The organism is Pseudomonas sp. MWU13-2862, assembly GCF_023242495.1.
In the GTDB taxonomy this organism is placed as follows: Bacteria; Pseudomonadota; Gammaproteobacteria; order Pseudomonadales; family Pseudomonadaceae; genus Aquipseudomonas; species Aquipseudomonas gingeri_D.
The window spans coordinates 213893-236319 of sequence record NZ_JALMEZ010000011.1; the positions used below are offsets into that span (position 1 = coordinate 213893).

Sequence of the window (22427 nt, forward strand, 5' to 3'; positions counted from 1 at the left end):
ATGTTCAGCGGCCTTGCAGGCGCAGAACTGGGGCCGGGCGGCGTTCCGACGAGGCCTTTGGCCTCTTCGCGAGCAAGCTCTGCTCCTGCGGGGCACGGGTGTTTTTAATATCCTGTTTCCTGCCTGCTCCTGACAGGCAGGGTTATCCGCCCGGCAGGGGAAATCAGCTGCTTGAGACTGGCCAGGTCACGTCATCGGCAAAGATCTTTCCGTCGGCGGGCCAATTCAGCACAGTCCCGCCGGCCTCGGCCACCTGGTCGATCAAGCGATCGTAGACCGCGCTGTTGTCGACCCCGCTCCAGGTTGCACTCTCGATGTCGGCGGCGGTGTGTCCCGCGGCCTGATGGATTGCGCGGACACTGGCGGCACGGGTCAGGCTGGAGTTGACCAGCCAGATCCGCTCGGCACTGACGCCTCGGTCGGAGACTGAAATATGCCCTTCGATATCGTCATAAGGAAAGAAGTTGCTTCTCTGCGGATCACGGTTGAAAAAGCGATTTTCCTGCCCCGGCACGACCTCGACGTTGCGGGTATCGATCATGTAGATGAAGCTGGTGATCTGCCGGTGCCTGTAGGTGGTATAGCCGCGTTCGCTGTCGAGGGAAATCGGCGCGCCCGAGCCCGACCCGTTCGATGCCGCTTCACTCGGTTGGTGGGTGCTGCCCGAGGCTGATGACGAAGCGGCCTGGCTGGCATTCGACGAGCTCTCATCGGCGCTGCCCTCGCTGTCGGCGTCGCTGCCGCTCTCCGACTCGGGGCGTCTGCCGGGATATTTGTTGGTTTGCCTGTTGTAACGCAGTTGGCCGATACCCGGCCCGCCACCGACGCTGTAGTTTTTCGCGTCGCTCAGGCTGAAGGTGGCGCTCAGGGCTTTTTTCGTGGTCGAGCCCGGTGGGTGGTTTTCACGGGCGAGCATGCAGCCATCCCTGGCCAGCTCGAACGGCGTGCGATCTTCCGTCCTGAACATGGCGGGGATATCCGTGCGGTACAGGCAGCCATGGATGTTTTTCCGGTAGCCGATCTTGAGCAGGAATGCCTCGAGGAATGGCCGGGTGTAGTAGGCGTCGAAATCCGGGTCGAGCGAGTGCGGTTCAAAGTTGCGGATATTGCGGATGTGCGGCAGCACTTCCTGTTCCAGCAAGTCAAAGCGCCGTGGATCGGTTTCGCTCTGCGACTGAAGTTTGTGCGTCTGTGCCCAGTCAGGGACTCTGGCGTGTTCCTGGAGTGCCTGTTGCAGGCGAGGCAGCATGCTGGGAAGCAGGTTGTATCCTCGCAGGATCTGCCCGCGTTCTTCCGCGCTCTTGTCGGGATGGGCCCATTTCAGCGCCCGGATCAATTGCTCCCCGGTCTTGCCTGCCTGGCCGGCATTGGCCCATTGCGGCTTTTGGCCGGAGGTTTCGACCTCGGAGCGGAAACGCGTTATGTCGTTGCCGTGAAGCCCGTAGTGTTCCCAGATCTCGTGGTCGGTCCAGGCGGGCAGTCGTTCGGCGGCAAGCGACTGACCCTTGGCGTCCATTCGCCCCTCTGGCGGGTCAACCAGCACCCAGTTGTCGTCGTCCTTGCTGAATGCGTACACGCTGTCTTCGGTGTTATCGGCATCAAACTTTTTCAGACGGTAGTAACCCTGGCTGTCAGGGCCCGCGAGACGGGTGTAGGGGGGCTGGCCGGAATAGCTGAATTTGGCCACGACGACAGCGGACGCCCGCGGTGTGTCGGCCGCACGGCTATATTCTGCCGATGGCTTGGACTCGGCCGCCGGCTCGTCAACCAGGCGTGGCCGTTTGCGCGGTGGCGGGCTGGCTGTGGCCTGATCGACGGACGCTGCCATGGGCTCCGTTCCCCAGGTGCTGCCGTTACCTATCCGATAAAGCGCGGGGCCGGACGGCAGCAGTTCATTGGAACGTTTTGCCCGGTAGGTCTCGAGTTGCGTGTCGTACGCGACCATGACCGTGCCACCGCTATCGAGATCGACATAGTGACGGTTCTTGATGATCCGCAGGCCCTGCGGGTCGGGCGGCGGCAATGCTCCGCTCGTGCTGACCCGGTAGCTCTCCAGTGAGGCGAGGGGGACGGTCCTGGCCTGACCCGGAAGATCCGTCAGTTGCAGGTTCTGCTCCGTTGGCGTGTTGATTGCCGGTCGACCAAGGGCGGGCGCCTGACCGCCGGAAACCGCCGGGTTGTCCGGGTGGTGTGGGCGCAGGCCGCTGGCATGTGGCCCCGTGGGAAGTGATGGGCGCAAGGATTCGGGAAGGTCCGGCGTCTTGGGCACAGGTACCTTGATGGTGGACGATGTGGGTTTGACCGGGGTTCTTGGAGACATGGTGATACCTGCCAATTAAAGAAATAAGCATCCTGTTCAGGATCTGTCATCAGTCGGGTATTGATACGGGGCGATCGCGCAGGCGGATGACCGCGTAGGCAGGTTCAGTATCCGCTCCATGAATTCGGCGGATGCGGTACATAGATAGGTACAAGGGGGGGATTTGTCAGCGAATGACAGGAAGGCAGGAACACGAAGGGGAGCCGAAGCTCCCCTTGAATGTGTTGTTGTATGCTCTTTTCTTATTATTGAGGGGCGGTCTGTTGTTGTTTTTGTCGACCGTGACCCTTTCTCGCCGTTTAGGTGACCCCCATCCGGGGTCAAAGAGCAAACGTATTTTTTTGAGCGCTGATCTGCTTTATCAGGTGATCCAACCAGTTCGGGAGCTACCTTGAGGTAGTTTTATTGTTCTCTGTCCGGTTGCGGGTGACCCGAGGGTTCCCTGAAAGCACACCTTCTCCAAAAAAATCTGTTAGCTGCGTCTCTGCCGTGTTGTTTTTGTTATGTCAGAGTCGGTACGTCTTATTTTTATGGGTTTGCTGCTTTTTATTCTTGTTATGCAAGAGATATAGCAGGTGGCGTGCCAACTTTTTAAAAGCCTTTAAAATCAAGGCTTTGATATTTTTCGTGAACCTTCGGCCAAGGGCAATGTCGTGAATCTGTTTCCGTGTTACTCGTTTGTGTTTCCAGACGGTAACACCCGGACACATTCACACCGCCTGCCGTGCCTTGGCGACCCTTGAGCCAGTAACACGTCCCAGCACGGCACAGATTTCCTGGCCCGCGAGGAGCAACTGGTCGAGGTCGACACCGGTGTGGATGCCCAGGCCGTTGAGCATATAGAGCACGTCTTCGGTGGCGACGTTACCGCTGGCGCCCTTGGCGTAGGGGCAGCCGCCCAGGCCTGCGATGGAGCTGTCGAAGACCGCGATGCCTTCCAGCAGGCTGGCGTAGACATTGGCCATGGCCTGGCCGTAGGTGTCGTGGAAATGCCCGGCAAGTTTTTCCCGCGGCACGCTGGCCGAGACCACTTCGAACATCCGCCGGGTGGCGCCCGGGGTGCCGGTGCCGATGGTGTCGCCCAGGGACACTTCGTAGCAGCCCATGGCATACAGCTCGCGGGCCACGACGGCGACCTGCTCGGCGGCGACCGGGCCTTCATAGGGGCAGCCGAGCACGCAGGACACGTAGCCGCGCACCGTCACGCCATGCTGGCGGGCGGCGTCCATGATCGGTACGAAACGTTCGAGGCTTTCGCTGATGGAACAGTTGATATTGCGCTGGGAGAAGGCTTCGGAGGCGGCGGCGAACACCGCCACCTCCTTGACCCCGGCGGCCACGGCATCTTCGAAACCGCGCAGGTTGGGGGCCAGCGCGCCATAGGTGACCCCGGGCTTGCGCTGGATCTGCGCGAAGACTTCGGCGGAACCGGCCATCTGCGGCACCCATTTGGGCGAGACGAAGCTGCCGACTTCTATATAGCCCAGGCCAGCGTCGCTGAGACGGTCCACCAGGCGGACCTTGTCGGCCACGCTGATGGGTTGGGCTTCATTCTGCAGGCCGTCGCGGGGGCCGACTTCGATCAGGCGTACGTGGGTGGGCAATGACATGGGGGGTACCTTGTTGGTGAGTAGGAACAGGGTCTGGCCGCGAAGCTTCTAGCGCTCTCAAGAGCCCCTTCACGAGCAAGCTCTGCTCCTACAGGATGGGGTCGGCCTGTTGTTCGAGGGTCTGCAACGCCTGATGGCAGCGCTCCTCGGCAGTGTCGAGTTCCAGTTGCATCTGTTCGATATCCAGCAGTTGCTGCTCCAGCTGCGCCCGGCGCTCGGTGATCTTCGCCAGCATACTGTTGAGCTGCTTGTGGTTGCCGCTGGTGGGGTCGTAGAGTTCGATCAGTTCGCGGCACTCGGCCAGGGAAAAACCGATGCGCTTACCCCGCAGGATCAGTTTCAGGGTCACCTTGTCCCGGGCCGAGTAGATGCGTTCCAGGCCCTTTCGCTCAGGACTGAGCAGGCCTTGCTCTTCATAGAAGCGAATGGCCCGGGTGGTGATGTCGAGCTCGCGGGCGAGGTCGGAGATGCTGTAGGTCTGGCTGCTCATGAAAGCGCTCGAGAAAGGTCATGGCGCTAAGCTAAGGGCTGCTTGACGTATACGTCAAGCAGAGATAGGTGCAGAGTTCAGGCCTTGTCGAGCTTCTTCTCATGGGCCGTGACCTGCTGGCACAGTTCGATCATCTGCTCGCGCATCCAGCGGTTGGCCGGGTCCTGGTCGGTGCTTTCGTGCCAGTAGAGGTGGGTTTCCACCGGTGGCACGTCATTGACCGGCAACGGGAAGTAATGCAAGTCATGGCGGCGGGCGAAGCGTTCCGGCACGGTCATGACCATATCGGTCTGCTGCAACACCTGCGAGGCCATCAGGTAATGCTGCGAACGCAAGGCGATCTTGCGCTGGATGCCCATCTTGCCCAGGGCCAGGTCGACATAACCCAGGCCATTGCGTCGGCTGGAAATATGGATGTGGGTGAATCCCATGTAGTCATCCAGGGTCAGCTTGTCCTTGCCCGCCATTGCATGGCCCTTGCGCATGGCACAGACATAGCGGTCTTCCATCAGCTTGACATGACGCACCTGGGGGTCGGTGTTGAGCGGCGCGTCGACGGCGAAGTCGATACGTCCGGCGGCCAATTCCTTGGTGGTCTCGCGGCGCTTGGAGAGGAAACTCTCGATCGCCACCGTCGGCGCCAGGCGACGCAGGCGCTGGAACAGTGGTGGCAGGATCACCGCCTCGGTGAGGTCGGTCATGCTGATGCGGTAGGTCTTGTTCGCCTGCAACGGGTTGAAGATCCGGCTTTCCTGGACCGAGATGCGCAGCAGCGACAGGGCATTGCGCACCGGGCCGATGATGTTCTGCGCCATCGGTGTGGGCACCATGCCCTGGGCGGTGCGCACGAACAGCGGGTCGTTGAAGGTTTCGCGCAAGCGTGCCAGGGCGTTGGACACCGCCGGCTGGGTGATGCCGACAATCTGCCCGGCGCGGGTCAGGTTGGCCTCGGTATAGATGGCGTCGAAGACGATGAAAAGATTGAGGTCGACCTTGCTCAGATTCATTTCGCGGCGCTCTTATTGTTAGGGTTCGATCAGCCGATCATATATCGGTGATGAATGTTAATACACGGCGAGAATAGCTTTGGTAAATTTTCGTAGCTGATCTAGCATCGATTCCATGACTCCGACCACCTGCTCAAGAAGGTAGCTGCCCATGGATTTCGCCTATTCGCCCAAGGTTCAGGAACTGCGTGAACGCGTGACCGCGTTCATGGACACTTATGTGTATCCGGCCGAACCGGTGTTCGAGCGCCAGGTCGCCGAAGGCGATCGCTGGCAGCCCACCGCGATCATGGAAGAACTCAAGGCCCGCGCCAAGGCCGAGGGGTTGTGGAACCTGTTTCTGCCGGAATCCGAACTGGGTGCCGGCCTGACCAACCTGGAATACGCCCCCCTGGCGGAAATCATGGGCCGCTCCTTGCTTGGGCCGGAGCCGTTCAACTGCTCGGCACCGGACACCGGCAATATGGAAGTGCTGGTGCGTTACGCCAATGAAGAACAGAAACAACGCTGGCTGGAACCGCTGCTGCGCGGCGAGATCCGTTCCGCCTTCGCCATGACCGAGCCGGATGTGGCTTCGTCTGATGCCACCAATATGGCCGCCCGCGCCGAGCGCCAGGGTGACGAGTGGGTGATCAACGGCAAGAAGTGGTGGACTTCCGGCGCTTGTGATCCGCGCTGCAAGATCCTGGTGTTCATGGGCCTGAGCAATCCGGACGCACCGCGTCACCAGCAACATTCGATGATCCTGGTGCCGGTGGATACCCCCGGAGTGAAGATCGTCCGTCCATTGCCGGTATTCGGTTACGACGATGCGCCCCATGGTCACGCCGAAGTGCTGTTCGAGAACGTGCGGGTGCCTTACGAGAACGTGCTGCTGGGTGAGGGCCGTGGTTTCGAGATCGCCCAGGGTCGCCTTGGCCCGGGCCGGATTCACCACTGCATGCGTTCCATCGGCATGGCCGAGCGCGCGCTGGAGCTGATGTGCAAACGGGCGGTCAACCGTACCGCGTTCGGCCGGCCATTGGCTCGCCTGGGCGGCAATATCGACAAGATCGCCGACTCGCGGATGGAGATCGACATGGCGCGCCTGTTGACCCTGAAGGCGGCCTTCATGATGGACACCGCCGGTAACAAGGTGGCGAAAAGCGAGATCGCGCAGATCAAGGTGGTGGCGCCGAACGTGGCCTTGAAGGTGATCGACCGGGCGATCCAGATCCACGGTGGGGCCGGGGTCTCCAACGATTTCCCGCTGGCCTACATGTACGCCATGCAACGCACCCTGCGCCTGGCCGACGGCCCGGATGAAGTGCACCGGGCGGCGATCGGCAAGTACGAGATCGGCAAATATGTACCGCGCGAGATGATGCGTTCGGAGCGCTGAGAGCCGCGCTCTTAATACACCCAGACCTCGACCCGCCGGTTCTTGATGCGGCCTTCATCCAGGGTGTTGGCCGCCACCGGCATCTGCGCGCCGAAGCCCTGGATATCGCGAAACACCACGCCACCCTTCACCAGTTCCCGACGCACCGCCATCGCCCGCAGCTTGGACAGCAGGGCGGCGCGGGCCGGGTCGTTCTTGGCGTCGCCAAAACCCACCAGGGTCACCTGTTTGTTCAGCTTGCCCTGGGCATGCAGGTAATCCAGGACCCGCAGCACATCCTGGCGGGCCTTGTTGTCCAGGCTGGCGCTACCTTCCTCGAAACGAAAATTCACTGACAGGCGCTGCGCTTCTTTCGCCAGGGCCAGGTATTCCGGCGACATGGCCGGGCCGGGCGTGACCGGGATGGCTTGCACCGTCTGCGCGACAAACCCGTTGCCGGCGACAATCGCCTGGCCCGCCGGGCTTTGCGCGAAGCGCACCAGGGACGCGGCCCAGGGGTTCTGGCGGTTGGGCGGCAGGTAGAAGAACAGTCGTCGGGACAGCGGATAATCCTCGGTGGCGATCAGGCTGGCCAGTGGCAGCATCGCTTGCGAATCGCCGTCGACAATGGCCACGGCTTTGGCCTGGCGAACGTAGGGCAGGCCGATAAAGCCGATCCCCTGGTGATCCTGGCTGACCGCATCGGATAACTGTTCGCTGGATTCGAAACGCTGGGCGCCGGCGGCCAGGGACTTGCCGCGACGGGCCAGCACCAGTTCCTTGAAGGTGTCCCAGGTCCCGGACTTTTCATCCCGGGCGTAGAGGTGAATGGCGCCGCCGATCCCGCCCAGTTCTTCCCAGGTTTTCACTTCGCCGGAAAAGATTTTCGCCAGCTCTTCGGTGTTCAGTCGGGTCAGCGGGTTTTGCGGATGAAGGATAATCGCCACGCCGTCGATGGCGATCACTTGCTCGGCGTCGGGGCTTTTCAGATCGCCGAGGCTGGCGAGGTCCGCCAGTTCGGCGTCCTTGATCGGACGGGAAGAAGCGGCGAGGTCGGCGGTACCGGCTTTCAGGGCGCTGAAGCCGGTGCTGGAACCATGGGCGGCGACTTCGATCCGGACCCGGCGGCCTTGCTCGGTGGTGGCGAGCACGCGCTGCTCGTTGTCCTTGCCGGTGTTGGCCAGGTGCACGCCATGCAGGCCCTGTTCCTCGAGCCAGCCCTTGACCAGCGCCGGCCCGAGGTCGGCACCGATGGTGTTGGAACCCTGGATGCGCAGCGCCGGGCCGTCATCGGGCGGCGCGGGCAGGGCCGCCAGGGTCAGGGCGGGGAGGCCGCAGAGGATCAGCAGTGAGAGTGCGCGCAGCATGGGGCCTGCACCTTTTGTGGGCCGGAGTGCTGCAAGAATAAGTCAGTCAGGTTTCAGTTAAATGACGGCGCGTGATCAGCCCAGCTCCAGCCAGATCGGTGCATGGTCGGAAGGCTTTTCCATGCCGCGCAATTCATAGTCGACCCCACCGGCCTTGACCCGTGGCAGCAAGCCATTCGAGGCCATGATCACATCGATCCGCAGGCCACGCTTGGGCTCGTCTTCAAAGCCACGGCTGCGGTAGTCGAACCAGCTGAAACGGTCATTCACCTCAGGGTGCAGATGCCGGAAGCTGTCCACCAGCCCCCAGTTCTTCAGGCGTGCCAGCCATTCGCGCTCTTCCGGCAGAAAGCTGCACTTGCCGGTTTTCAGCCAGCGCTTGGCATTGTCGGCGCCGATACCGATATCGCAGTCCTCCGGGGAAATATTGATATCGCCCATCACCACCAGCGGCTGGTCGTGTTGGAACCGGCTTTCCAGCAACTGCTGCAGGTCCTGGTAGAAGCGTTCCTTGGCCGGGAACTTGGTCGGATGGTCGCGGCTTTCGCCCTGGGGGAAATAGCCGTTCATGATGGTCACCGGCGTGCCGTTTTCATCGGCGAAGGTGCCCCAGATAAAACGCTTCTGGGCTTCTTCATCGTCGCCCTCGAACCCCTTGTGCAGGCTCAGCGGCGCCTGGCGCGACAGCAGCGCCACGCCGTAATGGCCTTTCTGGCCGTGGAAATGCACGTGGTAACCCAGGGCTTCGACTTCAGCCTGTGGAAACTGATCGTCGGAGACCTTGGTTTCCTGCAGGCCGATCACATCCGGCTGGTGCTTCTCGATCAGCGCCGCCAACTGATGGGGCCGGGCGCGCAGGCCGTTGATGTTGAACGAGACGATTTTCATGGGCGGCAATCCTGGCAAAACAGCGATGCTAGCCGACAAGTCCGGCGACGGCCAGCGTGGCGGGAGTGTCGATGCACTGCTAACGTTCTCTCAGATCGTTGCGGCAACGCGCCGCGGCCAGGGAGGTTGACCCCCATGCCGGAAATGCCAGAGATCACGGCCCAGATCCATCTGCTCGACGGTGGTTATTCTCGTGAAGCACGCTCGCTGTTGTACCAGGCCTATCGGCATGAACCGACGTTCGCCTATCTGTTCGAGGCCGAACGCCCGGGCTACGAACAGCGGGTCCGGGCCACGGTACGCGAGCGGGTCAAGCAACACTTTCTCGAGGATCTGCCGGCCATCGGGCTGCTGGTCAACGACCGCCTGATCGGCATTGCGCTGATCGCTCCGCCCCAACGTCGACTGGACATTACCGAGAGCTGGGTCTGGCGCATGCGCATGGTGCTGAGCACCGGCTTTCGCTGTACCCGCCGTTACCTGGAGTACCAGCAGGCGGTGCTCGCCTGCCTGCCGTCGAATTCGGTGCACGTGTTGCCGTTGCTGGGCATCCACCCGCAGTTCCAGGGCCAGCACTATGGCGAGCAGTTGCTGATGGCGGTGCACAACTGGTGTGCCGAAGACCCGCATTCCCAAGGCGTGGTGCTCGATACCGGTAACTCGCGTTACGTTGAGTTCTACAAGCGCCAGGGTTATGAGGACATCGGTGAGGTAGCGGTGGGACCGATCCGCGAGCACGTGTTTTATCACGCCAACCCCCTGATGTTACAAACAGCAATGGCTTGACTGTCGAACTTTCCGGTCGGTTTCGCGTTCTATGACGGCCTTAACCCAGCCCGTGATAGCATCCGCGCCTATGATGTTTTCTATAAGATTGACCAGCGGTTTGCTCCTGCTCTGTTGCAGCATGGCGGCCCTGGCGCAAAGCGAACTCGATGTACGGGTCAAGCCGGCGAACGACGAGTTGAAGGCCAATGTGGAAGGCTACATTGGCAGTCTCGGCAATCGTGGTGAAAATGCCCTGCGGCGTTTCAGCCGCGGCGCGCAGGAGCAGGCACGCAAGGCCGCCCAGGCGCTCGGCTATTATCAGCCGCAGATCGAGACCGAAGTCGAAGCCGGCAAGACCCCCAAGCTGATCCTGACCATCGATCCCGGCGAACCGGTGCATCTGCGCAATGTCACCGTGCGCATCGAAGGCCCGGCCGCCAGCCTCAAGGCTTTCCAGATCCCCAGGAGTGATGCCCTCAAGCCCGGTGCCGTGCTCAACCATGGGCACTACGAGGATACCAAGCGCCTGATTCTCAACCGGGCCTCGCGCTACGGATTTTTCAGCGGCCACTTTATCAGCCAGAAGTTGATCGTCGACCCCAAGGCGGGCATCGCCGATATCGAGCTGATCTATGACAGCGGTCCGCGCTATTCCCTGGGACCGGTGCATTTCGCCGGCGACACGCCCTTCGACGAAGACCTGCTGCACCGCATGGTGCCATTCAAGGCCGGCACCCCTTACGATTCCGAACTGATCGCGGAGCTCAACCAGGCCCTGCAATCGAGCGGCTACTTCGAAGGCGTGCGGGTGGATGCGGCACCGCTGGCGGCCAAGGACCGGGTGATCCCGGTCGAGGTCCAGCTCGATACCCGCAAGCCGCGCACCATGGGCCTGGGCCTGGGTTATTCGACCGACGTCGGGCCCCGGGTCAAGGCCAACTGGACTCGCCACTGGGTCAATGCCCAGGGCGATAGCTATGGCATCGAAAGCGAGGTGTCCGCGCCCCGGCAGAATATCGGCCTGTGGTACGACCATCCGCTGGACCCGCCGCTCACCGACAAGCTGCGCTGGGCCGCCGGCTACCAGTACGAGGAAATCGCCAACACCGACAGCCTGAGCAAGCTGTTCACCATCGGCCCGGAATGGCACAGCAAGCTGCCCAGCGGCTGGCAGCGGGTGATCTCGCTCAAGTGGCAGCGCGAGGAATATCGCCTCGGCGACGATTCGGGCCTGAGTACCTTGCTGATGCCCGGCATCAATTACTCCTATCTGCGCAGCGACAACCGCATCGATCCGCACAACGGCTATCGCCTGGAGTTCGACAGCAAGGTCGCCAAGGAAGGCCTGGCCTCGGACAATAACCTGCTGTACGGCACGGCGACACTCAAGGGCCTGACCACGGTCTGGGATAATCACCGTTTCCTCGGCCGGATCCAGTTCGGCGGCAGTGCCACCAATGGCTACCGGAACGTGCCGCCGTCCCTGCGCTTCTTCGCCGGCGGCGACCAGAGCGTGCGCGGCTACGACTACCAGAGCCTGTCCCCGGAAAACTCCAAAGGGGATCGGATCGGTGGGCGCTACATGGTCGCCGGCAGCCTTGAGTACCAATATTCCATCGCCGAGAAATGGCGGATCGCGACCTTCGTCGACCAGGGCAACTCGTTCAATACCCTGGAGTTACCGAGCCTCAAGACCGGCGTCGGCATCGGCGTGCGCTGGATCTCGCCGGTGGGGCCGATCCGTCTCGACCTGGCCCATGCGCTGGACGATCCCGGGGGTATCCGTTTGCACTTTTCCATGGGGCCTGAGTTGTGAAGCGTGGTTTGAAAATACTCGGCCTGGCGCTTGTCGCGCTGATGCTGTTGTTGCTGGTGTCGTTGGGTCTGCTGCTGGGCACCCAGGCCGGCAGCCGCTGGGCGTTGGCACAGGTGCCGGGCTTGAGCGTGGAAAATTTCCAGGGTCATCTGGGCGGGCAGTGGAGCGCCGATCATCTGCTCTGGCAGCAGGGCGGCAATCGGGTTGAATTGCAGCAGCCGCGCTTCAATTGGTCGCCGCTGTGCCTGACGCACTTTGTGCTCTGTGTCGATCAGTTGGAAGTCGAGCGGGTCGACCTGCGCTTTGAACCGAGCGCGCCGGCCGAGAGCGGGCCGCTGAGCTTGCCGACGCTGAAACTGCCGGTGGCGATCGAGTTGCGCCAGGTGCGTATCGGCAGCCTGTGGCTCGATGGCAGCGAGCAGCTCAAGGAATTGCAACTGGCCGCGCACTGGACGGCGCAGGGTTTGCAGATCGATACCGTGCATCTGCAGCACGACGACCTCAGCCTGGACCTCTCCGGGCTGCTGCAACCCAGCGGCGACTGGCCGCTGACGGCCGAGGGCAAGCTGCTGTTGCCGGCCCCGGGCGGTGTGCCCTGGGCCCTGGCGCTGGAGGTACAGGGCGATCTGCTCAAGACCCTCAAGCTCAAGGCCAACAGCAGCGGTTATCTGCCGGGCCAACTGACGGGCGAACTGGAGGCCCTGGCCGAGCACCTGCCGGCCCGGGTGCGGATCACTGCCGATGGCTTCAAGGCCAGCGCCGAACTGCCGGATACCCTGCAACTCAATCAGCTTGAACTCACCGGCAGCGGCAACCTGAAAGACGGTTACCAGCTCCAGGGCAAGGCCGTGCTGCCGGCCGAGCAAGGTCCCGTCGACCTCAACCTGCAAGGCCGGGTCGATGCGCAGGGCGCGCAGATCGCCGCGCTGGACCTGACGGCCGATGCCAAACAGCGGCTGAAACTCAGCGCCGAACTGGACTGGCAGAAGGGCTTCGCTGTCGACGCCAAGGTCGACTGGCTGGACTTTCCCTGGCATCGCCTGTACCCGTTGATCGCGGAACCGGCGGTCAAGGCGCGGACCCTGGTCGGTGAGGTGCATTACCGTGACGGCAACTACCTGGGTTTCGTCCAGGCCGATCTCGACGGCCCGGCGGGCAAGTTCAGGCTGCTGACGCCGTTCAGTGGCGACCTGAAACAGATCGCCCTGCCGCAGCTCGAACTGACGGCGGGGCAGGGCAAGGCCAGCGGTTACCTGAAGTTGCAATTCGCCGATGGCATCGCCTGGGACACCGCACTGGACCTGAGCGCGCTCAATCCGGCTTACTGGCTGGCGGAGTTGCCCGGGACCCTGGCCGGGCCGCTGCGCAGCAAAGGCGAGTTGAAGAACCAGCAGTTGAACCTGGAGGCGAATATCGACCTCAAGGGCAAACTGCGCGGGCAACCGGCAGTGTTACAAGCCAAGGCCAGCGGTAGAGGCGAGCAATGGACCCTGGGTGCCCTGGACATTCGTTTGGGCGATAACCGTATCCAGGGCAGCGGCAGCCTGCAACAACGCCTGGCCGGGCAGCTCGACCTCAACCTGCCGCGCCTGGGCCAGCTCTGGCCGCAGTTGCGCGGACAAGTCAAAGGCCGGGTCGATCTCGCCGGCACGCTGAAGGCGCCGCAAGGCAAGGTCAGCCTGCACGGCCAGCAGTTGGTATTTGCCGATAACCGTCTGCAAAACCTCAGCCTCGAGGCCAACCTCGACGGCACCCAACGTGGGCAACTGGATCTCAAGGGCGAAGGTATCCAGGCTGGCGAAACGGCCCTGGGTACCCTGACCTTGCACGGGCAGGGCGATCTCAAGCGCCAGCAAGCGCAGCTCGATCTGCAAGGCCCGCTGTTGAAACTGGCCCTGGGCCTGGACGGCGGACTCGACAAAGGCAACTGGCGCGGGCGCCTGGTTTCCGGCGATGTACAGACCGGCGGCCAGGACTGGAAACTGCAGAACCCGGCCAAACTCGAATACCTTGCCGATGGCCGATTGAATTTCGGCAGCCACTGCTGGCTGTCGGGAGAGGCCAGCCTGTGCGGCGAGGATCAGCGGTTGATGCCTGAACCGCGCTTGCGTTATCACCTCAAGCAATTCCCCCTGGAAAGCCTGGGGCAATGGTTGCCCCGTGACTTCGCCTGGCAGGGCCGGCTGAATGCCGACCTGCAAGTGGACCTGCCGGCCAGCGGCCCCAAGGGCCAGATCATGATCGATGCCAGTGGCGGCACCCTGCGTATTCGCGAACGACGCAGATGGCTGGACTTCCCCTACGAGACCCTCAAGCTGACCAGCAACCTGACCCCGCGGCGGGTCGACACGGTCCTGGATTTTCGCGGTGGCAAGCTTGGCGAACTGATGCTCCAGGCGCAGATCAATCCCCTGGCGAAGAACAAACCCCTGACCGGCGATTTCCGTCTCAGCGGCCTCGATCTCAGTGTGGCCCGGCCTTTCGTGAGAAAGGTCGAGACCCTGGCCGGTCGCCTCGATGGCAGCGGGCGTTTGTCCGGCGGCTTGCTGGCGCCCAAGGTCAACGGCAACCTGACCTTGAGCGGTGGCGAGGTCTCCGGCTCGGAAGTGCCGACCACGGTCAAGGACCTGCGGGTGCAGGCGCAGATTGCCGGGGAAAACGTCCAGCTCAACGGCACGTGGACCGGCGGTGATGCCGGACACGGCAGCCTGACCGGGCACATCGACTGGAGCGATGCGCTACAAGTGGAATTGGCGATCAAGGGCTCGCAGTTGCCGGTCAGCGTCGAGCCCTATGCGACCCTGGAGGTGGCGCCGGACCTGACGGTGTCGATGCACGGCGACAAACTGGCGATTGCCGGCAAGGTGCATGTGCCCAAGGGCGCGATCGTCGTGCGCGAGCTGCCGCCGTCGACGGTCAAGGTCTCGGACGACACGGTGATCGTCGGCCAGCAGACCGAGGAGGGCAAGGCGCCCCTGGCGATGTCCATGGATATCGAGGTACTGGTGGGGGAGGACAAGCTCAGTTTCAACGGTTTTGGCCTGACCGCCGACTTGCAGGGCCAGGTGCATATCGGTGACAACCTCGATACCCGGGGTGAGTTGCGCCTGAATGACGGGCGCTACAGCGCCTATGGCCAGCGCCTGACCATTCGCCGGGCGCGCTTGCTGTTCGCCGGGCCCATCGACCAGCCGTACCTGGATATCGAGGCGATTCGCCAGACCGATGATGTGATTGCCGGTATTCGCCTGAGCGGCAGCGCCGAGCAACCGACCACGCAGATCTTCTCGGAGCCGGCCATGAGCCAGGAGCAGGCGTTGTCCTACCTGGTGTTGGGACGACCGTTGAGCACCACTGGCGAAGATAGCAATGTGCTGGCCCAGGCGGCGTTGGGCCTGGGTTTGATGGGCAGTGCCGGGTTGACCGGCGACCTGGCGAAGAACCTGGGCATCGAGGATTTTGCCCTAGATACCCAGGGCAGCGGCAGCACCACATCGGTGGTGGCCAGCGGCAAGATCACCGAGAAGCTGAGCTTGCGCTACGGGGTGGGGGTGTTCGAACCGGCCAATACCATCGCCTTGCGTTATATGTTGAGCAAGAAGGTTTACCTGGAGGCGGCGAGCGGCGTGGCCAGTTCCCTGGATATCTTCTACAAGCGCGATTTCTGAGGAATGACACTCCTCTGCGGTCACGCACGATCCTGTAGGAGCAGGGCTTGCCCGCGAAGGCGTCCTTGAGGGCGCCAAAAGCTTCGCGGGCAACCCCTGCTCCTACAAGGTTCCGTTGTGTGCCTGGGATCAGGGTTCGGCAGTCGAGTCTTTAGCGATTCAGGCCCTGCATCACCGCTTCCGGATAGCGCAGCCCGGCCGTGGCACCGGCCGGGAAAATCGCCTCCAGGGCCTGCAATTCGGCGGGGCTCAGCTTCACCTCCAGGGCCGCCACGTTCTCTTCCAGGTATTTGCGTTGCTTGGTCCCGGGAATCGGGATCAGGTAGTCGCCCTGGGCCAGGACCCAGGCCAATGCCAGTTGCCCGGCCGTCACGCCTTTTTCCGCGGCCAACCCTTGCACCTGCTCCACCAGCCGCAGGTTGCGGGCGAAGTTCTCGCCCTGGAAGCGTGGGCTGAAACGCCGATAGTCATCGGCGGCGAAATCGTCCGGGCTCTTCAAGGCGCCGGTCAGGAAACCACGGCCCAACGGGCTGTAGGGCACAAAGGCGATTCCCAGGCGTTGGCAGGCGGCCAGGCAGCCGTTGTCTTCCTGATCACGGCTCCACAGCGAGTACTCGCTTTGCAAGGCGCTGATCGGATGCACCCGATGGGCCCGCTCCAGGGTTTCGGCCGAGGCCTCGCTCAAACCCAGGTAACGAACCTTGCCGGCCTTGACCAGCTCGGCCATGGCGCCGACGGTTTCCTCAATGGCCACTTCCGGGTCGATACGGTGCTGGTAGTACAGGTCCAGGGTCTCCACGCCGAGGCGCTTGAGGGTGCCGTCGATGGCCGTGCGGATGTACTCCGGTTTCCCGCTGACCCCACGGTACGCCGGCCTGGCCGGGTCACGGAGGATGCCGAACTTGCTGGCCAGGAACACCTGGTCGCGTTTGCCGGCGATGGCCTGGCCGATCAGTTCTTCGTTGCTGTGGGGGCCGTACATATCAGCGGTGTCGAGCAGGGTTACGCCCAGTTCCAGGGCCCGATGCAAGGTCGCGGTGGCTTCGCGGGTGTCGCTGCCGGTGGTGTAGAAATCGGTCATGCCCATGCAGCCGAGGCCGATGGCGGAGACCTGTGGGCCGTTCTTGCCGAGTTGACGGGTGTGCATGGTGTGAGCTCCTGTGGGATTTCGTGCAGTGTGAACCTCGACAAAAGTGCGATAAACCGGCTAAAAGCACTATCACTATTCGTAAAATCCCAATAATGGAGGGCCGATGGATCGCTTCAATGCCATGCGGGTCTTTACCCGGATCGTCGAGCTGGGCGGTTTTGCCAAGGCCGCCGACAGCCTGCAAGTACCCCGGGCCTCGGTGACGGTGCTGGTCAAGCAACTGGAAGCGCACCTGGGAGTGCAACTGTTGCACCGCACCACCCGCCAGGTCAGCACCACCCTCGACGGCGCGGCCTATTACCAGCGCTGCGTGCAACTGCTAGCGGACCTGGAGGAGACCGAAGCGGTGTTTTCCTCTGCCCGGCGCAATCCACGGGGGACCCTGCGGGTCGATATGCCGGCGGGCATCGGGCGTTTGATCGTGATTCCGGTATTGCCCGAGTTCAGCGAGCGTTATCCGCTGATCGACCTGGAAATCGGCCTGAATGACCGGCCCGTGGACCTGATCCGCGACGGTATCGATTGTGTGCTGCGGGGCGGCGAGGCCCTGGACGAATCGCTGGTGGCCCGGCCGCTGGTGCTGGTCGAGCAAGTGACCTGTGCCAGTGCGGCCTATATCGAGCGCATGGGGCTGCCGACATCACTGGCGGACTTGGCGGGGCATCGGATGGTCGAGTATTTTTCCAGTGTCAGCGGCAAGCGCTTCGGGCTTGAGTTCCAGCAGGGCGGCCAGTTGCAGGCGATCGACCTGCCCAAGCGGCTCTCGGTCAGCAGTGCCGACGGTTACCTGGCGGCGTGTGAAGCGGGTTATGGGTTGGTGCAGATTCCCTACTACCACGTGGTCGAACAACTGCGCAGCGGCCAGTTGTGCGAAGTGCTGGGCGATTATCCACCCCCCGGATTACCGCTGAGCGCAATGTATCCGCCCCATCGACAGATGTCGGCGCGGGTGCGGGTGTTTGTCGATTGGCTGGTGGAAATCTGTGCCCGACCGGGTACCGGGTTTAGGCGCTGAGAAAAAGAGGAGGCAGAACGAAACGGGCGGTCTGGCGCGATCCCTGTAGGAGCTGGCTTGCCGGCGATGGCGTCCGTGTGGGCGCCGCAAGGCCAAGGGCCTATCGCCGGCAAGGAAAAGCACTCAGCCGTCAGGCGAGCCTATCAGCGACGGTATTCACCCTCGGAGTAACGGTGATCATGATCGTGCCAGCCTCCGCCACGGGGAAAAATGAAGCAACCGCTCAGGGACAAGATGATCAGCAGGGGAATCAACATCGTGATTCGACGAAACATGGATAAATCCTCATGGGTGAAGCCGGGAAGATAAAACCTTTCCCCGGATATACTATGGGACCCCGTTTGCGTCGTTTCATTCATCGGCCTTTGTAGGGCTTTGGTATGGATTCAGATACAAGTCGGATACATTTGTCGTTTCAAGTTTTAACTATTCAGGAATAGGTAATGACTCAATCGCAGCGTCTGAAGTACTCGATTCTGATTTCCCTGGTGGTATTGGGGATCATGTTCGGCCTGTCCTATCTGCAAAACACCGGGGTCATCAGCGAGAAGCTGTTCCAGTACATCGCCATTGGCGTGGCGGTGCTCGTGGTGGTGATCAACGGTGTGATGCGGCGCAAGGTCAAGCCCTGAACTCAGTCGCCGATCTGCGCGCTCTGCGGCATGGAGTCCTGTAACTCCAGGGCCGCGGTCGCATCCGGGTGCAGGCTGTAGCTCTTGTCCGCGTTGAGCACCACGACGCCCTCGCTGCACAGGCGCTTGAGCACCTCGCGCACGCTGAGAAAGGACAGGGGAATGCCCAATTCCAGCAAATGACTGTGAACCCCGCGCACACCCAGCCGGCGCTGATCTTCGTCGGCGCTCAGCAGGGCGTCGATGACTTTGAGTCGGATCAGGCTGGTGCGCAAACCGAAGTGTTTGAGCAACTGACGGATGCGGTTATTACCGCTGCGTTCGGCAGGTTTGGCCAACATGGCGCCCGAGCTGTAGGAAGGATCGCGTTGCAAAGAATTACCGTCCGTTGACCTGTGCTGGTCGTACATGCAAAAACTCCTTTTCAGAGCCTGATCAGGAATGTGATGTCGGCTCTCCTTGATAAGGACGAGCGAGACGGATAAATCATGAAGCCTCGAATGTAGAAAATTTGTCGGTATCAGGTCGCAGACAGGTGATGGCACCTGGATATCCCTCAAGTTTCATGTTCAGACGCCTGTATATCCCTAAATTTTCATATTCAGACTCGTCTTTCATGGGCAGGCATCGGCCGTCCCTTGTTTATTTCCCTCGGTGGCCGCTTTTCCGGGTTGCCGTTCGCTGTTGCGCATGCGGTCGCCTGGTGTTCGATATTCCATCAGGAGTCAGTGTGATTATTACCCGTTCGCTATCCAGGCTGTGCCTGGCGACGTTGTTGATCGGCCTGGGCAGCCACGGCCAGGCCCGCGAGGCTGGCGACGCGAGTCGCGAGCTGAACGCCGAGATCCGTCGTACCACCTTTGGCGTGCCGCATATTCGCGCCAGCGACGAGCGCGGGCTGGGCTACGGCATCGGCTATGCCTATGCCCAGGACAATCTGTGCCTGCTGGCCAACGAAATCGTCACGGTCAACGGCCAGCGCTCGCGCTACTTCGGCCCCGAACAGATGACCGTCGAACGGCGTGACAACCTCACCAGCGACCTGTTTTTCAACTGGCTCAATACGCCCGAGGCGGTGGCGGCTTTCTGGCAGGCGCAAACCCCACAGGTCACGCAATTGATCGAGGGTTATGTCGCCGGTTATAACCGCCAGCTCGGCGAGCGCCAGGCCGGGGGCTTGCCGGAGCAGTGCCGAGGGCAGTGGGTGCGGCCGATCACGCCGCAGGACCTGGTCAGGTTGACCCGGCGCCTGCTGGTCGAAGGCGGTGTCGGGCAGTTCGCCGAAGCCCTGGCCGCCGCCACACCACCGCGGCAGACTGCCCAGGTGTCGAGTGCGTCGTTCCAGCTGGCGGCCGAACGCCTGCAACGTTTCGCCCTGGACCGCGGCAGCAATGCGCTGGCGGTCGGCGGCGAGCGTTCGTTCAACGGCCGTGGCCTGTTGCTCGGCAACCCGCATTTCCCGTGGGTCGGTGGCCTGCGTTTCTACCAGATGCACCTGACCATTCCCGGTCAGCTTGACGTGATGGGTGCGGCCTTGCCGGGGCTGCCGATGATCAATATCGGTTTCAACCGGCACCTGGCCTGGACCCACACGGTGGACACGTCCAGGCATTTCACCCTGTATCGGCTGCAACTCGATCCCAAGGATCCGACCCGTTACCTGCTCGACGGACAATCCACGGCGCTGGACAAGCGCCTGGTCAAGGTCGAGGTCAAGCAGGCCGATGGCAGCACCAGGACCGTTGAACGGGTGCTCTACAGCTCGGTGTTCGGGCCGGTGGTGCAATGGCCCGGCAAGCTCGACTGGAACCGTGACGTGGCGTTCAGCCTGCGCGATGCCAACCAGGACAACGACCGGGTGTTGCAGCAGTGGTATGCGATGAACCATGCCGACAACCTTCAGGCGTTGCAGGCATCGGTGCAGCGGATTCAGGGCATTCCCTGGGTCAACACCCTGGCGGTGGATGATCAGGGGAAGGCGCTGTACCTGAACCTGTCGGTGGTGCCTTACGTGGATGCGGCCAAGCTGGCCTTGTGCAGCGATCCCCATGGCAGCGGGCCGCTGGTGGTGCTCGACGGCTCGCGCGCCGTCTGTGCCTGGAACGTGGCGGCGAATGCCGCGCAGAAGGGTATCTTCCCGGCGGACCAGCTGCCGCAACTGGAGCGCGGCGACTATCTGCAGAACTCCAACGATTCGGCCTGGATGGTCAATCCGCGGGCGCCGCTCACGGGCTTTTCGCCGCTGGTCAGTCGTGAGGGCGAGCCCCTCGGGCCACGGGCGCGCTTCGCCCTTGAGCGCCTGGCACGGCTGGATCGGCCTGCGGCGATCAAGGTTGCGGACCTGCAGGCGATGGTGATGGACGATCAGGTGTACCTGGCCGGATTGGTGCTGCCGGACCTGCTGCGCTTCTGCGCCGGCGACCTGGACAGCGATGCGGCGACATTGGCACCGGTGTGCGCCAGCCTCAAGGACTGGGACGCTCATGCGAACCTGCAAAGCGGGCTGGGCATGGTGCATTTCCAGAACATCATGGCGCACTTGTCCGAAGGCGAGAATTTCTGGAGGGTCAGGTTTGATCCGGCTGATCCGCAGCACACCCCGCGCGGCCTGGCCTTCGAGCAGATCAAGGTGGCCAGGGCGCTGCACGGAGCGATGCTGGCGTCGCTGGAACAGGTGAAGGCGGCGGGACTGACGGCCGCCAGTCACTGGGGCGATGTGCAGCAGGTCAGCCGGGGCGGGCAGCCGGTGCCGGTGCATGGTGGCCCGGCGACCCTGGGCGTGTACAACGCGATTCAGAGTGTGCCGGGGGAGGGCGGCAAGCGCGAAGTCGTCGGTGGCACCAGCTATCTGCAGGTGGTGAGTTTTGACGACAAGGGGCCTCAGGCGCTGGGGTTGCTGGCGTTTTCGCTGTCTACTGATCCGGCATCGCCGCATTTCCGCGACCAGACCGAAGCGTTCTCGAAGAAGCAATGGAGTGTGTTGCCGTTCACCGAACAGCAGATCAGGGCGGATGCCGAGTATCAGGCGCAGGTGATTCGCGAACCGCAGAAGTAACATTCGTGGTGAGGCTGAACGCGGTCCCTTGTAGGAATCGGCTTGCCGGCGATGGCGTCCTTCAGGGCGCCAAAAGCTTCGCTGGCAAGCCAAGCTCCTACAGGTTTCACGGTGTTTTCAAGATCCCGTCAGCCCTTCGGGGTATCCTGCGGGATCGCGTTGATCACCGCCTGGCCTTCCTTGTTCTGCGTCAGGTACACCGGCAGCACCTTGGGCAGGGAGGTCAGCAACCGCTGCACTTCCCCGGTGCTGTAGATCCCGCCAATGCGAATCGTCCCGGTGTTCTTGTCGGCCAGCAGCGCCGGGCGCTCAAGGTAGCGGTTGATCAACGGCAGGGCATCGCTCAGCATCAGGTTATCGAGGACCAGTTTGCCATCGCGCCAGGCCAGGTTGGCGTCTTGCGCATAGGTCTGGCTGATCTGCGGCTCATGGTCGCCGGATTTGTAGCGCGCCTGCATGCCCGGGTCCAGGCGATAACCGTCACCAGGGTGGGTGGTATTGCTGCTGACCAGCACCGAGCCTTGCAGCAAGGTCACGCGAACCTGATCCTGATACATCCACACGTTGAACTGGGTTCCGGTGACCCGTACCTGACCCTCGGCGGCCTTCACCACGAAGGGGTGCTCGGCGTCGTGGCGCACCTCGAAATAGGCTTCGCCCTTTTTCAAGGTCACCCGACGCTGATCCTTGTAGTTGCTGTAGGTCAGCCGCGTTCCCAGGTTCAATTCCACCTGGCTGCCATCGGCCAGGGTGACCTGGCGCAACTGGTTCGAAGTTTCGAAGCTCTGGTAGGCATTGGGAATCCAACCGAGGCTCCAACCCAGGTAGCCGACGACGGGCACGGCCAGCAGGCTGATGGCCGCGGCCATGGCGTAGCCTTGCCAGCGACGGCGCTTCGGTATCAGGGCCAACGCCTGGGGCACGGCCGTCGGCGGTAGTTGATCGGCCACGTCCCAGATTTCCAGCATGGCCTCGTATTCGACGGCATGCCGCGGGTCGGCCTTGAGCCAGGCGGCGAAGGCTTCGCGTTCGGCGCTGGTGCAATCCTCTTCATGCAGCCGCATGCACCAATGCGCGGCAGCGTCGGTGATGGCGTCGTACTCGGCTTCTGAAAGGATCGGTTCGCTCATGAATTCTTCCCTGGTTTCGGCCATTCTAACCCTCGGCAGTCTCTGTCGAGAACAGTGGATGGCAAACAGATCAATTTGAGAGCGCGCACTGTGCTTCGAGGATCCTGGAACAGGTTGAGACGTCCGGGTTCGATATTTATTTGGTTAATAT

Annotated in this window: 17 protein-coding genes; 7 read left to right on the top strand and 10 right to left on the bottom strand. The window is 62.3% G+C overall.

Annotated features, from left to right (window positions below; all coding sequences use genetic code 11):
- Positions 1-163 precede the first annotated feature (163 nt).
- The 4 genes from M5C56_RS20545 to M5C56_RS20560 form a co-directional block, all read right to left on the bottom strand.
- Positions 164-2320 (bottom strand): hypothetical protein, encoded by a 2157-nt coding sequence (locus M5C56_RS20545; RefSeq protein WP_247263284.1) that lies wholly within the window; start codon positions 2318-2320, stop codon positions 164-166.
- Positions 2321-3030: 710 nt separating this feature from the next.
- The gene (locus M5C56_RS20550; protein ID WP_103497097.1) at positions 3031-3930 is read right to left on the bottom strand and encodes a hydroxymethylglutaryl-CoA lyase; all 900 of its coding nucleotides are present in this window, start codon (positions 3928-3930) and stop codon (positions 3031-3033) included.
- A gap of 88 nt (positions 3931-4018) precedes the next feature.
- Positions 4019-4420: a MerR family DNA-binding transcriptional regulator gene (locus M5C56_RS20555; protein WP_103497096.1), complete on the bottom strand. Its 402-nt coding sequence runs from the start codon at positions 4418-4420 to the stop codon at positions 4019-4021.
- A 77-nt stretch (positions 4421-4497) separates the two neighbouring features.
- Positions 4498-5427, bottom strand: a complete 930-nt coding sequence (locus tag M5C56_RS20560; RefSeq protein WP_100943899.1) for a LysR family transcriptional regulator — start codon at positions 5425-5427, stop codon at positions 4498-4500.
- A 151-nt stretch (positions 5428-5578) separates the two neighbouring features.
- Between M5C56_RS20560 and M5C56_RS20565 the strand changes: the two genes are divergently transcribed.
- Positions 5579-6808 (top strand): acyl-CoA dehydrogenase, encoded by a 1230-nt coding sequence (locus M5C56_RS20565; protein ID WP_103497095.1) that lies wholly within the window; start codon positions 5579-5581, stop codon positions 6806-6808.
- Positions 6809-6819: 11 nt separating this feature from the next.
- On the opposite strand, the gene M5C56_RS20570 is transcribed toward M5C56_RS20565, so the two are convergent.
- Together M5C56_RS20570 and xthA are read right to left on the bottom strand one after the other, a co-directional pair.
- Positions 6820-8154: a phosphate ABC transporter substrate-binding/OmpA family protein gene (locus M5C56_RS20570; protein ID WP_103497094.1), complete on the bottom strand. Its 1335-nt coding sequence runs from the start codon at positions 8152-8154 to the stop codon at positions 6820-6822.
- 75 nt (positions 8155-8229) lie between these two features.
- Positions 8230-9042, bottom strand: coding sequence for an exodeoxyribonuclease III (xthA, locus tag M5C56_RS20575; RefSeq protein ID WP_103497093.1), 813 nt, complete (start codon positions 9040-9042; stop codon positions 8230-8232).
- A gap of 135 nt (positions 9043-9177) precedes the next feature.
- On the opposite strand from xthA, the gene M5C56_RS20580 reads away from it, so the two are divergent.
- The 3 genes from M5C56_RS20580 (at position 9178) to M5C56_RS20590 (ending at position 15294) form a co-directional block, all read left to right on the top strand.
- A complete protein-coding gene (locus M5C56_RS20580; protein ID WP_103497092.1) occupies positions 9178-9828 on the top strand; it encodes a GNAT family N-acetyltransferase in 651 nt (216 codons plus the stop codon).
- A gap of 70 nt (positions 9829-9898) precedes the next feature.
- On the top strand, positions 9899-11626 hold the full coding sequence (locus M5C56_RS20585; RefSeq protein ID WP_103497091.1) for an autotransporter assembly complex family protein: 1728 nt from the start codon (positions 9899-9901) through the stop codon (positions 11624-11626).
- Positions 11623-15294: a translocation/assembly module TamB domain-containing protein gene (locus M5C56_RS20590; protein WP_103497090.1), complete on the top strand. Its 3672-nt coding sequence runs from the start codon at positions 11623-11625 to the stop codon at positions 15292-15294. Before M5C56_RS20585 ends, M5C56_RS20590 begins: the two co-directional genes overlap by 4 nt.
- 151 nt (positions 15295-15445) lie before the next feature.
- On the opposite strand, the gene M5C56_RS20595 is transcribed toward M5C56_RS20590, so the two are convergent.
- Positions 15446-16441: an aldo/keto reductase gene (locus M5C56_RS20595; protein ID WP_103494823.1), complete on the bottom strand. Its 996-nt coding sequence runs from the start codon at positions 16439-16441 to the stop codon at positions 15446-15448.
- Between the two features lie 106 nt (positions 16442-16547).
- On the opposite strand from M5C56_RS20595, the gene M5C56_RS20600 reads away from it, so the two are divergent.
- Entirely contained in the window at positions 16548-17459 is a 912-nt protein-coding gene (locus tag M5C56_RS20600) for a LysR family transcriptional regulator (RefSeq protein WP_103494822.1), read from the top strand.
- Between the two features lie 143 nt (positions 17460-17602).
- On the opposite strand, the gene M5C56_RS32400 is transcribed toward M5C56_RS20600, so the two are convergent.
- Entirely contained in the window at positions 17603-17734 is a 132-nt protein-coding gene (locus M5C56_RS32400; RefSeq protein WP_281438857.1) for a hypothetical protein, read from the bottom strand.
- Between the two features lie 168 nt (positions 17735-17902).
- On the opposite strand from M5C56_RS32400, the gene M5C56_RS20605 reads away from it, so the two are divergent.
- Complete coding sequence (locus M5C56_RS20605) at positions 17903-18091, top strand: hypothetical protein (RefSeq protein WP_100943910.1); 189 nt, start codon at positions 17903-17905, stop codon at positions 18089-18091.
- A 2-nt stretch (positions 18092-18093) separates the two neighbouring features.
- Here M5C56_RS20605 and M5C56_RS20610 read toward each other — a convergent pair whose 3' ends face one another.
- Entirely contained in the window at positions 18094-18501 is a 408-nt protein-coding gene (locus tag M5C56_RS20610) for a fe2+ zn2+ uptake regulation protein (RefSeq protein ID WP_103494821.1), read from the bottom strand.
- Positions 18502-18821: 320 nt separating this feature from the next.
- On the opposite strand from M5C56_RS20610, the gene M5C56_RS20615 reads away from it, so the two are divergent.
- Positions 18822-21146: an acylase gene (locus M5C56_RS20615; protein WP_247263283.1), complete on the top strand. Its 2325-nt coding sequence runs from the start codon at positions 18822-18824 to the stop codon at positions 21144-21146.
- 128 nt (positions 21147-21274) lie between these two features.
- Here M5C56_RS20615 and M5C56_RS20620 read toward each other — a convergent pair whose 3' ends face one another.
- The gene (locus M5C56_RS20620; RefSeq protein ID WP_103494826.1) at positions 21275-22276 is read right to left on the bottom strand and encodes a FecR family protein; all 1002 of its coding nucleotides are present in this window, start codon (positions 22274-22276) and stop codon (positions 21275-21277) included.
- Positions 22277-22427 lie beyond the last annotated feature (151 nt).

What these genes read in the sequence shown, in the direction of transcription:
- M5C56_RS20560 (WP_100943899.1), bottom strand. Translation starts at nt 5,427, where the DNA reads ATGAATCTGAGCAAGGTCGACCTCAATCTTTTCATCGTCTTCGACGCC.
- M5C56_RS20585 (WP_103497091.1), top strand. Translation starts at nt 9,899, where the DNA reads ATGATGTTTTCTATAAGATTGACCAGCGGTTTGCTCCTGCTCTGTTGC.
- xthA (WP_103497093.1), bottom strand. Translation starts at nt 9,042, where the DNA reads ATGAAAATCGTCTCGTTCAACATCAACGGCCTGCGCGCCCGGCCCCAT.
- M5C56_RS20605 (WP_100943910.1), top strand. Translation starts at nt 17,903, where the DNA reads ATGACTCAATCGCAGCGTCTGAAGTACTCGATTCTGATTTCCCTGGTG.
- M5C56_RS20550 (WP_103497097.1), bottom strand. Translation starts at nt 3,930, where the DNA reads ATGTCATTGCCCACCCACGTACGCCTGATCGAAGTCGGCCCCCGCGAC.
- M5C56_RS32400 (WP_281438857.1), bottom strand. Translation starts at nt 17,734, where the DNA reads ATGTTTCGTCGAATCACGATGTTGATTCCCCTGCTGATCATCTTGTCC.
- M5C56_RS20545 (WP_247263284.1), bottom strand. Translation starts at nt 2,320, where the DNA reads ATGTCTCCAAGAACCCCGGTCAAACCCACATCGTCCACCATCAAGGTA.
- M5C56_RS20565 (WP_103497095.1), top strand. Translation starts at nt 5,579, where the DNA reads ATGGATTTCGCCTATTCGCCCAAGGTTCAGGAACTGCGTGAACGCGTG.
- M5C56_RS20580 (WP_103497092.1), top strand. Translation starts at nt 9,178, where the DNA reads ATGCCGGAAATGCCAGAGATCACGGCCCAGATCCATCTGCTCGACGGT.
- M5C56_RS20600 (WP_103494822.1), top strand. Translation starts at nt 16,548, where the DNA reads ATGGATCGCTTCAATGCCATGCGGGTCTTTACCCGGATCGTCGAGCTG.
- M5C56_RS20595 (WP_103494823.1), bottom strand. Translation starts at nt 16,441, where the DNA reads ATGCACACCCGTCAACTCGGCAAGAACGGCCCACAGGTCTCCGCCATC.
- M5C56_RS20610 (WP_103494821.1), bottom strand. Translation starts at nt 18,501, where the DNA reads ATGTACGACCAGCACAGGTCAACGGACGGTAATTCTTTGCAACGCGAT.
- M5C56_RS20570 (WP_103497094.1), bottom strand. Translation starts at nt 8,154, where the DNA reads ATGCTGCGCGCACTCTCACTGCTGATCCTCTGCGGCCTCCCCGCCCTG.
- M5C56_RS20555 (WP_103497096.1), bottom strand. Translation starts at nt 4,420, where the DNA reads ATGAGCAGCCAGACCTACAGCATCTCCGACCTCGCCCGCGAGCTCGAC.
- M5C56_RS20620 (WP_103494826.1), bottom strand. Translation starts at nt 22,276, where the DNA reads ATGAGCGAACCGATCCTTTCAGAAGCCGAGTACGACGCCATCACCGAC.